Raw genomic sequence first — 13,980 nt, forward strand, 5'->3', positions numbered from 1 at the left:
TACTACGACATGCTGGGTCAACGATTCACTGTGGGGGTAAACTACAAGTTCTAATGCTATTGCTACTGAAAAAGCCACCTGTATCACAACAGGTGGCTTTCAAGAGTGACATACCACTGACGCTTGGCGATTAAGCGAGTATATGGTCCAAGCAGTTCTTCTCTTGCGCTGCCGCTCCGTGGTTTAATAACTGCCGTCATCTCGAGCCCGGGTCCAAACATGTAGCCCCAGCCACACAGATGGCAAACTCAACATACTTTTTGAATTAACAAGGAATTCCCGTGTCCGTACGTTTTCGGGTCGAACCCCGCCATTGGTTAATCCTCGCCGCTTTGGCCATTGCGGCTTATGCCTGTTATCTATTGGTCGCTCCCTATCTGGGCGCTATTCTGCTGGGATTTATCGTTTCCTTACTGTTTTTACCCGTGCACAAGCGCATCGAAGCGAAACTCCCCAATCACCCCAATCTGAGCGCGCTGCTTTCCTGTGTTTTGTTGACGGTAATCATACTTATCCCGCTACTGTTTATGCTGATTTCCGTGATTGAGCAGGGGATCAGCTCCGCCACCCAGGCTTATCAATGGCTGACCCATGGTGGCGCCAAAGAGTTGCTTGAGCATCCCTGGGTACAATCGTCGCTGGAGCTGACCAATAAATGGTTGCCGTTCGATAGCATAGATCCGCAGGAAATATTGCAAAAAGCCACCGCAACCCTGACAGAGCTCAGTACTCGTCTGGTCGGCCTGAGCACGGCATTACTTGGCAATATCACCGGCTTCTTTGTCAATTTCTCCCTGATGCTGTTCGTGCTGTTTTTCTTCCTCAGAGATAACGAACAGATAATTACCAGCCTCAGACATGTGATCCCCTTGTCCCGCAGCCAGGAGGATAAAATTCTCGATGAAGTGGAAAAAGTGGCTAAATCGGCAGTACTCGGCTCCTTCCTCACCGCCCTGGCCCAAGGCCTTGCCGGTGGTATTGCCATGGCCATAGTCGGCCTGCCCGGATTATTCCTCGGCTGCATGATGGCGTTCGCCTCTTTTATCCCTGTGGTGGGTACTGCACTTATCTGGGTACCGGCCGCGCTTTATCTGGCCTTGACCGGCGATTGGGGCTGGGGCCTGTTCCTCTGTGCCTGGGGGATATTGGTGGTTGGTTCTATCGATAACTTCCTGAGGCCGATTCTGATGCAAGGCTCCGCCGGCATGAGTACCTTACTGATCTTCTTCTCTTTGCTGGGAGGACTGCAGCTCTTCGGGCTTATCGGCCTGATCTACGGCCCTATCATCTTTGCCGTTACCCTAGTGCTGTTTCATCTCTATGAAGAAGAGTTTCACGACTTTCTGCAGCAGCAGGACAAGGCCTGAGCTCTTCACATAAGTTTTTGGCCCAACCCCTTGGCGTAAATTTGCTACCGCGCCATTGACAACGCCCCGCAATCCGGGGCGTTCTTCACTCGACTCTTTCAAATCCAAACTTCAAGTCAATCAACTGAATGCCAGGAAGGGCGAGATACACAGTAAGATCCCAGTGGCGATAATCACGTACAGGCCAACGCCCTTGTATTTGTGCAGCGCCGGCACCCGATAAACCAGATAGGCCGGGATCAAACAGCCGACCAAGCCGAATATTGGGCTACAGATAGAGGTGAAACTCAGCACTGGGGCGTTCAACACAATGGCACTCCAGGATAGCAATATGGTAAATACCATAATGCCGTAACCCACCAGCTTGGTGTTGATCTTCTCCTTGGGCATAACGCGCTGCAATAGGTTCATGATGATCCCCTGACACGCTTCCCGAAACCCCAAATAGACCCCAAAATAGGCCGTCATCACCGCAAAGATATTAAGTGTCAGGCTCAAGAGCTTCAGCGTTTGACCTGGCATGCCTTGCGCCACTATCGCCAGGGCGGAAATATTTTCCTGCTCGGCTTTTACCGCCTGCTCATGCCCCAGCGCCAGCGTAAAGGACACAGCATAAAAGAACACTGTAACAAACAGGATCCCGAAAGCTATGTTCATCGCCCGCATCGCTTTAAAGCGCGCCACCTCGATGGATTTCTCTCTGGCACGGTATGAGATCACCATGGGACTGAGGCTTTGAATAAACAGGATCGAAGTCAAGGTAAAGGGCAGCATCACCACCGCATCGCGGAGCCAATCGGTGCTATTGGGCACTGCGCCGATATTATTGATATCCCACTTGTCGACCATCATCAGCCCAAGCAGTGCGACCACCCCAAGCTTGGTGAGCACCATGAGGGTCGAAATCTTGAACAGCAGGCTTTCGCCGCGGGAAGCCAGTGCAACCAGAAGACAAATAAGCCCCAGACCATAGAAGGGGTTTTCAGACAACAGGCTCTTGGTGGCTCCAAAGCTTTGCAGGAAAGAGGCGCTGTCATTGGTGATCGCCGTCGAGTAGACAAACACCCAAATCACCAACATGACAAAATAGAGGGCACCAAGAAATATGCCCCAGTTTTTCCCCAGATAATCACCAATCACGCTGGGGTAATCCCGACACTCACGGGACTCGGCCAAGGTATTGATAAACAACCTTTGAAACATATACATGGCCGGATAACCGACAAGGGCAGACAAGAGAAACACCCACAGCCCCATTAAACCCACCTGCACAGGTAAGAAGACGATACCTGCACCTATGGCCATGCCGATGGACATGATGATCCAACCCCAATCAGTACTGTCAAACCGGGTCGCCTCCTTCCATGCCTGCGTATCATTACGAGTAATGACCGCGCCCCACTCTGGTGCCAAAGTGTCAGTTTTCATATAACGACCCTAAATATTATTGGATACTGCTTGTTATTTTTTGCAAAAAAAGTTGCACCACCTTAACTGGCTAGCCATTCTTTTTTGCAATTTTGTTGATATCAAAGGATTAAATGAAAAATGCCGTCAATTACAAGATGTGGGTCACACTAGCAACAATTACCGTCTCTTTAACGGCAAAATAAATTTGCACAACAGCCTTGGTATGCAAATAATTGCATCGTTAAGCCGAAACGCATTCAAAAATAGTTGCAAGTTGTCTCAAGGGATTATGGGCAATATTGGTACAGTGACCGCAAGCCAAGCCCTTGCCTATCCCCCACTCAGACGCGCCGGAACCCAGTAATGAAACCACAGTGGCAACAATATATAGCTATCCTCAATCAAGTTGTGCGCCCTGCACTGGGCTGCACCGAGCCGATTGCCGCAGCCTATGCCGCCGCTGTTGCCACTGAAACGCTGGGCGCCAAGCCTTTAAACCTGGAGGTTCAGGTTTCGGATAACCTCTACAAAAACGCCATGGGCGTATTTGTCCCCGGTACAGGCAAGATAGGCCTGGCCATTGCCGCAGCAGCAGGAGCCCTTGGCGGTGATGCCGGTGCCGGTCTTGAAGTGCTGGCGAATATCAACCCGGCGCAAGTGGCCGAGGCCCAGGCGCTTATTGATGCCGGCATGGTCAAGATATCCCGTATTCAAGCAGACGAGTTCATTTATTGCGCGGTAACCGCTGCCAACGACAAACACCAGGTTAAAATCGTTATCAGTGGCAGCCATACCCGGATTACCGAGAAATGGTTCGATGGCCAGTTGCTGTATCAGGCCGAAGCCTCAGCCCAAGGCAGCACTGCTTCGGTATGTAACGGCGTCGATATCAACATCGCCGCAATCTATGAGTTTGCCACCGGGGTAGATGTTAACCGAATAAGATTTATTCTGGCGGCGTCCGATCTTAACTCCCGCCTGTCCGACGAAGGCATGAATTCGGCCTATGGTCTGGAAGTGGGCCGAACGCTGAAGAAAAATATCGATAGCGGCTTGCTGAGTGACGATCTACTCAACTCGATAGTCATGTACACGGCGGCCGCCTCGGATGCGCGCATGGGTGGCGCTACCCTACCGGCCATGAGCAATTTTGGCAGTGGCAATCAGGGCATAGCCGCGACTGTACCTGTAGTGGTCACCGCCAAGAAGTTCAGCTGCAGTGAAGAGCAACTGGCCCGGGCACTTATCATGAGCCACCTGGGCGCCATTTATATCAAGTCCCACTACCCGCCACTATCGGCTTTTTGCGGCAACACAGTGACCAGTGCCGCCGCTGCCATGGCCATGGTGTATCTTGCCGGGGGCAGTTTTGAACAAAGCTGTTACGCCATTCAGAATGTCATCAGTGACAGCACTGGCATGGTCTGTGACGGCGCCAAAGCTTCCTGCGCTATGAAGGTCAGCACCTCGTCCAGCGCGGCTGTACGGGCATTTTTGATGGCGCTCAACCAACATTCCGTATCGACGCAGGGCATAGTCGCCGCCGATGTCGAACAAACAATCAAGAATCTGGGACAGATGATCTGTGATGGCATGGTGTCGACCGACAATACCATTATCAGTATCATGTCTGCCTAAGCTCCAGTGCCCGCCAATAACCGGGCTTTCACACAAGGATAGCGGTGAAACTTCACAAGTTAACTCCCAAAGATATGGAGATACTCAACGCCATCAAAAATGTGGTCGACGGTATAGCCACCATGTATGGGTCACACACAGAAGTGGTTTTACACAGCCTGGATAGAGAGAACCCCTCGGTCATCAAAATAGCCAACGGCCATATTACCGGCCGCAGTGTCGGCGCACCTATTACCAACCTGGCATTGGAAAAACTCAAGCGCGGCCAGGATATCTCCGAGACTTATCTGAGCCAAAGCGGTAATGGCAAGACTCTGAAATCCATCACTACGGTTATTCGCAACGAAAAGCAGATGGCCATAGGCCTTTTGTGTATCAACACAGATATGGATGCGCCTTTGATGTCTGTGTTGCACTCCATGCTGCCGCAACAATCCCCGCTCACAGAACACAGCGGTACGTCAGAAGTATTCGCCGTCAATATTGAGGAAACGCTGCACAGCACCATAGACAAGGTCAATCAAGCAGTACGCCACTGTGAACAGATCCCGCCATCGAAAAAAAACCGTGAAATCGTGACTCGTCTGTTCGATGCCGGCATTTTTGAACTCAAGGATAGCGCCCAGGTGGCCGCCAAGCGCCTGGATATTTCGGTGCACACCATTTACCGCTACTTGAGGGAGTTAAAAGCCCCGCAGGAGTGACATTGACAACTAGCGGGATCATCGGCGTTAGATAACAATGCCAATAAGTGATACCAAGGAGCCGCAATGCCCAATCACAGACTCAAACCCTTCGGTGATAACATATGGATAGTGACAGGCAAGACAGTGCCTTTCTTTGGTCTGCCATACACTACCCGGATGACAGTGGTCAGGCTTGATGATGGCACGCTTTGGTTGCACTCCCCCATAGCACTCAGCCGCGAGCTGCTCGAGGAGGTCAAGGCCCTCGGTGAAGTCAGGTATCTGCTGGCGCCCAACTCATTGCACCATCTGTTTGTCAAAGACTGGCAGCAAGCCTTTCCCAATGCCCTAAGCTACGCGACCGAAGAACTGGCAAAAAAACGCAGCGATCTGCATTTCGACCAACTGCTGCTCAGCGAATTGGCAGACTCGCAACACAATGCCAAAGCCCCTTGGCTTGACGAGCTGGACTTTTGCCTGTTTCAGGGCAGCCCTGTGATGCAGGAGGCAGTATTCTTTCATCGCCACAGCCGCACGCTGATCCTGACCGATTTGATTGAAAACTTTCAGCCCGAGTGCTTCAAAGCCTGGCAAAGACCGCTGGCACGCATCAGTGGCATACTGGCCCCCAACGGCAAGACACCGCTGGATTGGCGCCTGAGCTTCTGCTTTGGCAAGCCTCAGGCCCGAAAGGCCCTGGCCACTATACTTGGCTGGCAAGCGGAGAAACTCATCATAGCCCACGGCGAATGTCAGTCCCGGGATGCCGACCGCTTTATCCGCCATTCATTCTCCTGGCTTGGGACTCTTGACCACTAACAGGCACAGCAACATAAACAGCAAGACTACTGACTTCGCGGCTTACCAAACATAGATAAAAAGACTGATACAAAAAAGACAGGCACAAAAAAGCCCAATCAACAGATTGGGCTTTTTTGTTTTTAATGTGGTCGGTATGAGAGGATTCGAACCTCCGACCCCTGACACCCCATGACAGTGCGCTACCAGGCTGCGCTACATACCGATATTTGTCTTGAGCGGCTGGCGCAGTGTGCCGTCTCAACGAGGCAGAACTTTACCAACAGTCGTGAAGCTGTGCAAGCTCCATCTGTGGTTTTTTAGTTTAACTGCCTAGTTTGTGGTCTGTTTTTCCTTTGTCGTTCAGTCTTTAATCCGCGGCGCTTAATGGTTGTACAAACGCCGCCCTTCGCGCATCACTTCGATAAGCTCCGGGGCACTCATCTTTTTATCCAAATGCTTCTGATAAGCCTTGTCATAGATACGATATTGGCCATGACGGTCAATCACAGTGATCTCCGATTGCTGATAGATAGCAAACACCCGAGCATCACCGACATACACCCAGGTGAGGCTGTCGGGCTGCAGCAGGTGGCGGCCGGCACTGTAATCTGTGGCCGGATTGCTGCAACCCAACACCTGGCTCATCAAGGTGGGCACCAAACCATAGTGGCTGGTGCGGTATTTGGCCTGGGCGTGGCCGCCGACGGGCCAATGGATCACCAAAGGCACGCTCACATTGGCCGGTGACAAATCTCGTCTGGCCTCATCGGCGTTACTGGTGAACACCTTGCCATTGACGCCGGTAATGATCACCAGGGTGTTTTCCGGCATAGCAGACAAGAGTTGCTCCAGCTGTTTGTCGATAAAGTTCAGCGATTGCCGATATTGATTGAACAACACCTTCTGCGCCGGTTTGAGAGCGCTGTCGGGTTTGACCGTCTGCACGCCGAGGAAACCCACTGGCGTATCATAGTCTTCCGGCGATTTGAGGTTCAAAAGCGCAAACCAAGGGGCTTGTTGCTGGGCCCGCCACTGCTGGAAACTATCGATATTCTGAATATCGGCCATGGCACTGCCACCTTCATCTTCGGCAATATGAGCGTCAAAATCACGGAATATCGCCTGGGGACGCGCATCGGAATAATTGCTTCTGCTGATAAATAAACCAAGATTGTAGCCCTGCTGCTTGAGGCTCTGCCCCAGCAAGGGACTGGTGTAATTCAGCTCCACCGCATCTGTATAGCTGCCCTGAAGGCCGTAAAGCAGGGAAAACATGCCGCTGCGGTAGGTATTGCCACCGCTTAAGTGATTCATAAACGCATGGTTTTGTTTGCTGTAGCGGCTGAAAAACGGCATGGTCTGTTCATCGGTCATATCGGCCCTGAGGCTATCGATGGCAATAAGCAGTACATTGGGATGTTCTTCGGCGCTGCAGGTCAGCGGTACTCTTGGGTATTTAAAACTGGTTTCGGTATCCACCTGCAAGCTGCTGGAGCCGTCGATACCATGATTTTCCATGAAAGTGCGCGCCGTCGCCGGATAGGATAACGGATAGGCATCATCAAAACGGGTAATTTCGGTAACATCGGCAGCATCGGCCCAGATATGAATGAGATGGCTACTGACAAAGCATACCCCAATAAAGGCCACCACCTTATTGCCGTAATTACGCTTTTGAATTTTCTCGATCCGCTTCCAGATAAAGTTGGCGGCGGTCAACTCCAGCGCCAAGATCCCAAGGGGAGTGACAATATAAGAGGTGCCATGCAGCAAACTGTTGAGGTCGGCCCAGGCCAGATCAACAGCGAATGGACTCAAATGCATACCATAGTCGTCATAGACTATGGTGTCATACAGCATGATACACAGGCCAAGGGTGGCCACCACAGCCGCGTATCCCCGAAGGATACGCGAGTAAGGCAACAGCAGAGTGACGGGAAACAGCAACACCAGATAGACAATAAACGCCAGAAAGCTGAAATGACCTATGGTACTGACACCAAGGTAACCCCAACCAATCCAGGTTTCCGGGTAGCCGACACTTTCCAGATATCGACTGCCGATTATCATGGCCAAAAAGCCATTGAAGAAGGCAAACCAATGCCCCCAATTGATAAGGCGTGAAACCCTGTCCTTGCCCAACTGCTTTGTTCGCTCGACCATATGGATCCGCTTTTTTGTAAGTTGCCTGTGTATCTTACATTGTTTGCTATTATCTGCTTTTTGACTTACAACGCCACTATGTTAGCGCATTTCAATCGTTACAAGTCAACGCAGTGATTGTGTCAATGCCTTGGCAAATTGCTCCGCCACTTGCTGACGAGCTTCCTTGGGCACCTTGGTCGATAGCAGATGCGAAGCCGCATTTCCCAACGCCATCAGGCCAAGATCGGTTGGAGCCTGGTGTTTTTCCAGCACAGCCAGCAATTCGGCGATCAGGGATTCAACTTGAGCATTGGTATATTTTGATTGGATAGCCATAAATAAAAAATGATTCACTCAGATAAGGATTAGCGGCATATAATAGCGGATTTACAACAGAGTATCACTATCGGGGCTTATGAGTATTCACGTCGAACAAGCGATTATTCACGCAATCACCCAAAATGGCGAAGGCCAGCTCAGCTGCCGTCTGCGCCCTCAACCACTGCTGAACAGCCAAGCCGTAGAGACCATGCTTGATGAGCTGCACCAGAGCTATTCCAGTAAAGCGGGAAAAGGCTTTGGCTATTTTGGTGTCCCCGGTGATGATGGCGAAGCCAACCCCGCCTTCAAGGAGGCGCTCAAGTCCTATCGCGACGGGCAACAAGGCTTTGTAGAGTTCTCAGCTACCGCGGGCAAACTGCTGCAGGAAGAACTCTCCAAGTATGACTTCAGCCAGGGCGGCTTTTTGTTGCTTGCCTGCTACACCTTTATGGCCAGCGACTATCTGTTTGTGGCACTGCTGAACGCCAAGTCGTCAATGACAGTGTTGGATGATATGGAGCTGTCGCAAAACGACCATCTGGATCTGAATAACATCCAACTGGCGGCCCGAATCGATCTCACCGAGTGGCAAGCCGACAGTGAGTCACGCAAATATATCTCCTTTATCCGCGGCAGAGCGGGACGCAAGGTGGCCGACTTCTTCCTCGACTTTATGGGCTGCGTCGAAGGGGTTAACCCCAAGCAGCAGAGCAAGACCTTGATGCAGGCGGTGGAAGACTTTGTCGGTGGCGGTGAACTGACCAAAGAAGAGCGTCAAACCTGCCGCGACCGGGTGTTTGAATACTGTACGTCCCAGGTCGACAGCGGCAGTGAAGTCATGCTCAAGGACTTGGCCGATGAACTGGCCGAATCCGGCATGGATTCCTTCTATGACTTTGCCGTTGGCGGTGATTACGGTTTGGAAGAGGAGTTTCCGGCCGATAAATCTACCCTGAGGCAGTTGAAGAAATTCTCCGGCACCGGCGGCGGCCTGACCCTGAGCTTTGACAGCTCACATCTGGGCGAGCGGGTCATTTACGATCCGGTATCGGATACCATTTTGATCAAAGGCGTGCCCGCCAACTTAAAAGATCAACTGGACCGACGCCTCAAGGGCGAATAAGGCTGACAACCACATCAAGGCGCTTTCATTGATATCAGGGGCGCCTTGATGCTTTTTCCTTTATCTCACCAGACTCTTTCCTAACTATTTGCCCGGGTTAACCACTAAGCCCCCGTTTTTGTGCAAAAGCACCACTGCCTTCAACCATGACGGGTATGAATTCGAAACAGGCATTGGATGCCACTCAAGACAAATATTCAAAAATTATTGTTAAATAAACCATTTAGCTCTAGCATTTATCATTAACTATTCATTAACTCCAGACAGGAGTTGGAACTGATTTGACCCACTTGCCCTGGTATCGACAACCACTGTTGCTGAGTCTAATGGCCGGCCTGATAGGCTTTGCCTGCAACAGTTTCCCCATCCCTTTGTTTGCCAATGTGCAGCTGGTGTTGGGTAATACCTTCTATGTGCTCGTCGCCATCTTACTGGGGCCTTGGTATGCGCTGCTCGCAGCTGCCACCAGCGTAACCTCGCTGATGCTGCAATGGGACAGTCCCCATGTTTATCTCCTCTTCTGCCTCGAGGCGCTGGCGCTGGGATTTGCCAGACAAAGACGCTGGCCGGCATTTTACGCCGGGGTCTGCTTCTGGTTGTTGCTGGGCATGCCACTTATTTATGTGTACCTCTTATTTTTCAGTGACTTACCTTCAGAATATATTCCCTTTGTCGTCATCAAGCAGTCAGTCAATGCCATGGTCTATATCACCCTGGCCTGCTTGATTGTGTTGGTAACCCCTGCGCTCAAACGCCTGACCGGTCGTCAGCTACCTGCCAAGCGTAGCGGCTTTGGCGAGCAGCTCTTTTACAGCTTTTTGCTGCTGCTCAACTTGAGCCTGATGCTCTCTACCCTGGTATTTAATTATTACTGGGTCAACAAGCAGCAACAGATCCTGGGTAAACACTTACATGAAACCGGCAAAAATATCGGCCTTGCGGTAGAGCATTACCTGGCGCGGCATCAGTCGGTTATTGCGACCGCCGCCGAACTTATTAAGCATAGCGCCCCCAGTCCTGATGAGTTGCAGCGAATGCTGTCGCGGCTGCACAAACTCAACCCCGGTTTTTTAACCATGCTGATTGCCAACGGCGAAGGCAACATAGTGCAGGCAAGCCCTGTCAGTGGGCTAAAAGCGCTTAAAGGGGGCGATAAGAGGATCAATGACAGAGACTATTTTCAGCAGGCATTTTTCAATGAACGCCTGTTTATTTCCCCTGTATTTCTCGGCCGGGGCTTCGGCTCAGATGCCATAGTCGCCATCAGCAGCCCGCTGTATCTCGCCACAGGCCCACAAGTTATCGGCGTATTGGAAGGCTCACTCAACCTCAATCGTTTCAGCGAATTGGATAATGACTTTCTGGAACAAACCAATCAGTCGATGTTTATTGTCGATGAAAATATGCGTCTTATTTACGCTTCCAAGACGTTGGCCTTACCCAAACTCGAGCGGCTCAACTATCGCCAAAGTGGCAAGCACTATAGCTCTTTATTGCCCATGCTTAATCTAAAAGCATTGGATAACGACAGTCCGGAATATGTTTACAGCCAGTATCGCCTGCCAAACAACTGGCAAATTTTTGTGCTCGATCCCTACGCCCCATTGCTGCATGAAGTGGAGCGCCAGTTTATTTTCACCTTCGCATTATTGTTGCTGTTCCTGTTACTGTCGCTATTGGTTGCAAGGGTTGTTGGGCAGCGCCTGACCAAACCGCTGGAGTTGATTTCAGAGCAACTCAATAAGGGCATGCGCCTCACTGAGGATAAGCGGCTAGATGGCCATAACGTGCCTGTGGAAGTCACTCACCTCTACAGTGAGCTCAAGGACAGCCAACGCCAACTGATGGCCCACCAGCTGGATCTGGAAGAAAAAGTCATCATTCGAACTCTGGAGCTCGAGCAAGCCAACCGCAAACTCAAACAGTTGGCCCAGACAGATCCCCTCACTGGACTTGCCAACAGGCGCCATGCCGAAGCGAGTTTCACCACTTTGCAGGGCCTTTGTCAGCGCAATCACGAGGCCATGGCTGTGGTATTAATGGATCTGGACTTCTTCAAGCGGATCAATGATGAATTTGGTCATCTGGGCGGTGATGAAACCTTGAAACGAGTCGCCGATTTGCTTAAGACAAAGTTCAAGCGCGACGCGGATCTTATCAGCCGCTACGGCGGTGAAGAGCTATTGTTACTGCTGCCCATGTGCAACCCGTTCAAGATAGAGCCGTATCTGAATGAAATACGTCAGGCCATTGCCGAACTTGAGATCATCAACCCCGAAGATCAACGTCGGATCAGTGTCACTGCGAGTATCGGCGCCCTAATTGCCAATGCCTCCTACAGTCCGTCTCTGGAGGTTTGGTTGAAAAAAGCCGATGCTAACCTGTACCAAGCCAAAAGCGAGGGACGCAACCGGGTCATCTGTACTCTGTCGGCTCAGGATCTAGGTTGAAAAAGGCCTCGATCCGCTGCATCTGATAATCAAAGAAAGGGTTCCAGCGCTGGCGCAGCATATCGGCAGCGGGAATGCTGATGACACCGCGCTCCCCTCGGGACGCTGCGGCGCCAATTTGAATGCGATCCATGCTGGTCGGCATCTGATTGCCATACAGACTATCGTTGGCAGAAAACGGCAAGGCTACATGAGACAGGGAATAAACTGACACGGGCCATTTGAAGTCGAGTTTCTCCACCCCGGAATGAGTACCAAACTCCCGAGCCTGCACCAGATGACTGAAGCCCACCTGGTTTTCAATCAAAGTTCCCCGGAAAGCCAGATTGGTTCGTGCCAGTATGCGGCTGATCTCCGCCAAAGGATCCACAGGTGTCATACTGAGATTCACCTGATTACGGTTGATATCATAAATCACCAGCTCGTTGTATCCTTTGGGCAGTCGCAAGAACAGGTTCTCCAGTACAGCCTTAGTTGATACCGAATCATCCACCAGTGACTGGAACGCCAAAATCGGCGGCAGCAGATGTTTCTTTTCTTCAGGCAAAGCCAACAAACGCTGACTATTGTGCTGCGCCAGACGATATACCACATCACCGGCATTAACGGCAAAAGAGCTGTATTTAAAGGGATCATACTCGGGTGAGATAGTATTCCAGCTGAGTTTCTCCAGCCCCAAAATATAACCCAGCTGCGACTGCCACTGCGCGCCGACCGCCATGGGGGCCAAACCTATGGCCGGCGACAGCATCACCACCTTCTCATAGTCAGCAGGCCGGCCCTGGTGAAGGTTTTCCAACTCATGGTTGAGCGCCAGACTGGCGCCAGTGGAATAACCTATCACATAGAGAGGTTTACCATTGAGCACCTGGGTCAGATGGCGACTAGCCAGCTTAACGGCCGCGGCAAGATCCTGCCATTCCAAGCGCACCAGGCCGGATGGCAAAGTGCCGTGTCCCGGTAGCCTCAGCGCCAACACATGAGCGCGCCCCTTGAACTGCTGGGCAAATTGATGCATGGCGTAGGGTGAATCTGACATACCATGAAGCAGCAAGAGCCCGAACTGCGCATCGGCATTGGCCCACTCGAAACTTTGATTCCAGGGAAAATCCCAGCGCTTGGGATCTGCTATGCTGCCGCTGTGATAACGATTGATAGGTGAACTTATGGCGGGAGAAAATTTACCAAGCTCCTGATCAAGCTCGGCAAACAGTTGCTGCTCCAACTTGAGATAATCGTTGAAGTCGTCCACTCCCTTGTGACGATCAAACTCATGACTCAGAAAGTGAGTATGCCAGGGACTCAAATCAACACGATCATTGAGTAACCAGATCCCGGTTACAGTCAGCGCCAGCCCTATACCGAAACAAGCATAAAAAAGCGCAATAGTAAGCTGTTTCCCCGAGCTGATAAGCAGAGTTTTCATTGACCTTTACCTCGAACTGCCCCAAAGTGGCGGCGCTGAAACGGCATTTCACTGACATCTATTGGCATAAAAGTCTAACAGAGAGAAACTGTGCACGCACACTCAACACCTTCATTTCCTTTGCGTATTGGTAACGATCTGGCCAAAGCGCGGGTTTACTTACCCAACCCGCCAACACTGCCGCTTGACTGGCACTGGCAACAGAGCGGCGCCGCCGCAGCCTTGATAGCCGCCAACTCAAACCACTGGCGCAAAATCCTGGTGATCTGCGCCAAGATATTTACCCCCGATGATGACTGGCGTAGCTTTCTGCAGCGCGGGCTCTTTTCCCAGGTTGCACTTGAGATAGGCGCGACCGAGCTAGTAACCGATAGCGGCATAGCACTTATCGCCGGCAATGAAGCCGCCGGCAAACTCAATATCGCCAGTGATGCCGGGCAGAGACTTAACGGTGCGCCCGGTATACAGCGGCTGGATCAGTGGCGCTGGAAAGTCCCTTACCTGGATTACCGCCAGTTTCCCAACGCCAGTATTTTGCTGCTACGTCAGGCGCTACGCTACAACCCATAAAGAAAACGCCGCGATTAACGCGACGTTTTACGATTCAATTTGA

General features: G+C 51.5%; 11 protein-coding genes and 1 tRNA gene. 7 read left to right on the top strand and 5 right to left on the bottom strand.

The window, feature by feature from the left end; all coding sequences use genetic code 11:
- The first annotated feature begins 281 nt into the window (after positions 1-281).
- Positions 282-1,367, top strand: coding sequence for an AI-2E family transporter (locus tag CX651_RS15845; protein WP_101056820.1), 1,086 nt, complete (start codon positions 282-284; stop codon positions 1,365-1,367).
- A 120-nt stretch (positions 1,368-1,487) separates the two neighbouring features.
- On the opposite strand, the gene CX651_RS15850 is transcribed toward CX651_RS15845, so the two are convergent.
- Positions 1,488-2,795, bottom strand: coding sequence for an SLC5/6 family protein (locus CX651_RS15850; RefSeq protein ID WP_224868160.1), 1,308 nt, complete (start codon positions 2,793-2,795; stop codon positions 1,488-1,490).
- A gap of 345 nt (positions 2,796-3,140) precedes the next feature.
- On the opposite strand from CX651_RS15850, the gene CX651_RS15855 reads away from it, so the two are divergent.
- From CX651_RS15855 to CX651_RS15865, 3 genes are all read left to right on the top strand, one after another.
- The gene (locus tag CX651_RS15855) at positions 3,141-4,415 is read left to right on the top strand and encodes an L-cysteine desulfidase family protein (RefSeq protein ID WP_101056821.1); all 1,275 of its coding nucleotides are present in this window, start codon (positions 3,141-3,143) and stop codon (positions 4,413-4,415) included.
- A 44-nt stretch (positions 4,416-4,459) separates the two neighbouring features.
- On the top strand, positions 4,460-5,119 hold the full coding sequence (locus CX651_RS15860) for a helix-turn-helix transcriptional regulator (RefSeq protein WP_101056822.1): 660 nt from the start codon (positions 4,460-4,462) through the stop codon (positions 5,117-5,119).
- Positions 5,120-5,185: 66 nt separating this feature from the next.
- Entirely contained in the window at positions 5,186-5,920 is a 735-nt protein-coding gene (locus CX651_RS15865) for a DUF4336 domain-containing protein (protein WP_101056823.1), read from the top strand.
- 128 nt (positions 5,921-6,048) lie between these two features.
- On the opposite strand, the gene CX651_RS15870 is transcribed toward CX651_RS15865, so the two are convergent.
- The 3 genes from CX651_RS15870 to CX651_RS15880 all read right to left on the bottom strand — a co-directional run bounded on the left by CX651_RS15870 (position 6,049) and on the right by CX651_RS15880 (position 8,383).
- A tRNA-Pro gene (locus tag CX651_RS15870) sits at positions 6,049-6,125 on the bottom strand.
- A gap of 158 nt (positions 6,126-6,283) precedes the next feature.
- Complete coding sequence (locus tag CX651_RS15875; RefSeq protein WP_101056824.1) at positions 6,284-8,065, bottom strand: DUF3413 domain-containing protein; 1,782 nt, start codon at positions 8,063-8,065, stop codon at positions 6,284-6,286.
- Between the two features lie 105 nt (positions 8,066-8,170).
- Positions 8,171-8,383, bottom strand: coding sequence for a YejL family protein (locus CX651_RS15880; RefSeq protein WP_025011457.1), 213 nt, complete (start codon positions 8,381-8,383; stop codon positions 8,171-8,173).
- A 79-nt stretch (positions 8,384-8,462) separates the two neighbouring features.
- Between CX651_RS15880 and yejK the strand changes: the two genes are divergently transcribed.
- Entirely contained in the window at positions 8,463-9,491 is a 1,029-nt protein-coding gene (gene yejK, locus CX651_RS15885) for a nucleoid-associated protein YejK (protein WP_039034005.1), read from the top strand.
- A gap of 281 nt (positions 9,492-9,772) precedes the next feature.
- Positions 9,773-11,941 (top strand): diguanylate cyclase, encoded by a 2,169-nt coding sequence (locus tag CX651_RS15890; protein ID WP_101056825.1) that lies wholly within the window; start codon positions 9,773-9,775, stop codon positions 11,939-11,941.
- Here the strand turns inward: CX651_RS15890 and CX651_RS15895 are convergent.
- Positions 11,907-13,367, bottom strand: coding sequence for an alpha/beta hydrolase (locus tag CX651_RS15895; RefSeq protein WP_101056826.1), 1,461 nt, complete (start codon positions 13,365-13,367; stop codon positions 11,907-11,909). The genes CX651_RS15890 and CX651_RS15895 overlap by 35 nt on opposite strands.
- Before the next feature lie 90 nt (positions 13,368-13,457).
- On the opposite strand from CX651_RS15895, the gene CX651_RS15900 reads away from it, so the two are divergent.
- Positions 13,458-13,937 (top strand): DUF6942 family protein, encoded by a 480-nt coding sequence (locus tag CX651_RS15900; RefSeq protein WP_146225993.1) that lies wholly within the window; start codon positions 13,458-13,460, stop codon positions 13,935-13,937.
- Positions 13,938-13,980 lie beyond the last annotated feature (43 nt).

Source organism: Shewanella chilikensis (assembly GCF_002836945.1).
In the GTDB taxonomy this organism is placed as follows: domain Bacteria; phylum Pseudomonadota; class Gammaproteobacteria; order Enterobacterales; family Shewanellaceae; genus Shewanella; species Shewanella chilikensis.

Coding starts and splice junctions, on each gene's coding strand:
- CX651_RS15850 (WP_224868160.1), bottom strand. CDS start 2,795: ATGAAAACTGACACTTTGGCACCAGAGTGGGGCGCGGTCATTACTCGT.
- CX651_RS15855 (WP_101056821.1), top strand. CDS start 3,141: ATGAAACCACAGTGGCAACAATATATAGCTATCCTCAATCAAGTTGTG.
- CX651_RS15865 (WP_101056823.1), top strand. CDS start 5,186: ATGCCCAATCACAGACTCAAACCCTTCGGTGATAACATATGGATAGTG.
- CX651_RS15875 (WP_101056824.1), bottom strand. CDS start 8,065: ATGGTCGAGCGAACAAAGCAGTTGGGCAAGGACAGGGTTTCACGCCTT.
- CX651_RS15880 (WP_025011457.1), bottom strand. CDS start 8,383: ATGGCTATCCAATCAAAATATACCAATGCTCAAGTTGAATCCCTGATC.
- yejK (WP_039034005.1), top strand. CDS start 8,463: ATGAGTATTCACGTCGAACAAGCGATTATTCACGCAATCACCCAAAAT.
- CX651_RS15895 (WP_101056826.1), bottom strand. CDS start 13,367: ATGAAAACTCTGCTTATCAGCTCGGGGAAACAGCTTACTATTGCGCTT.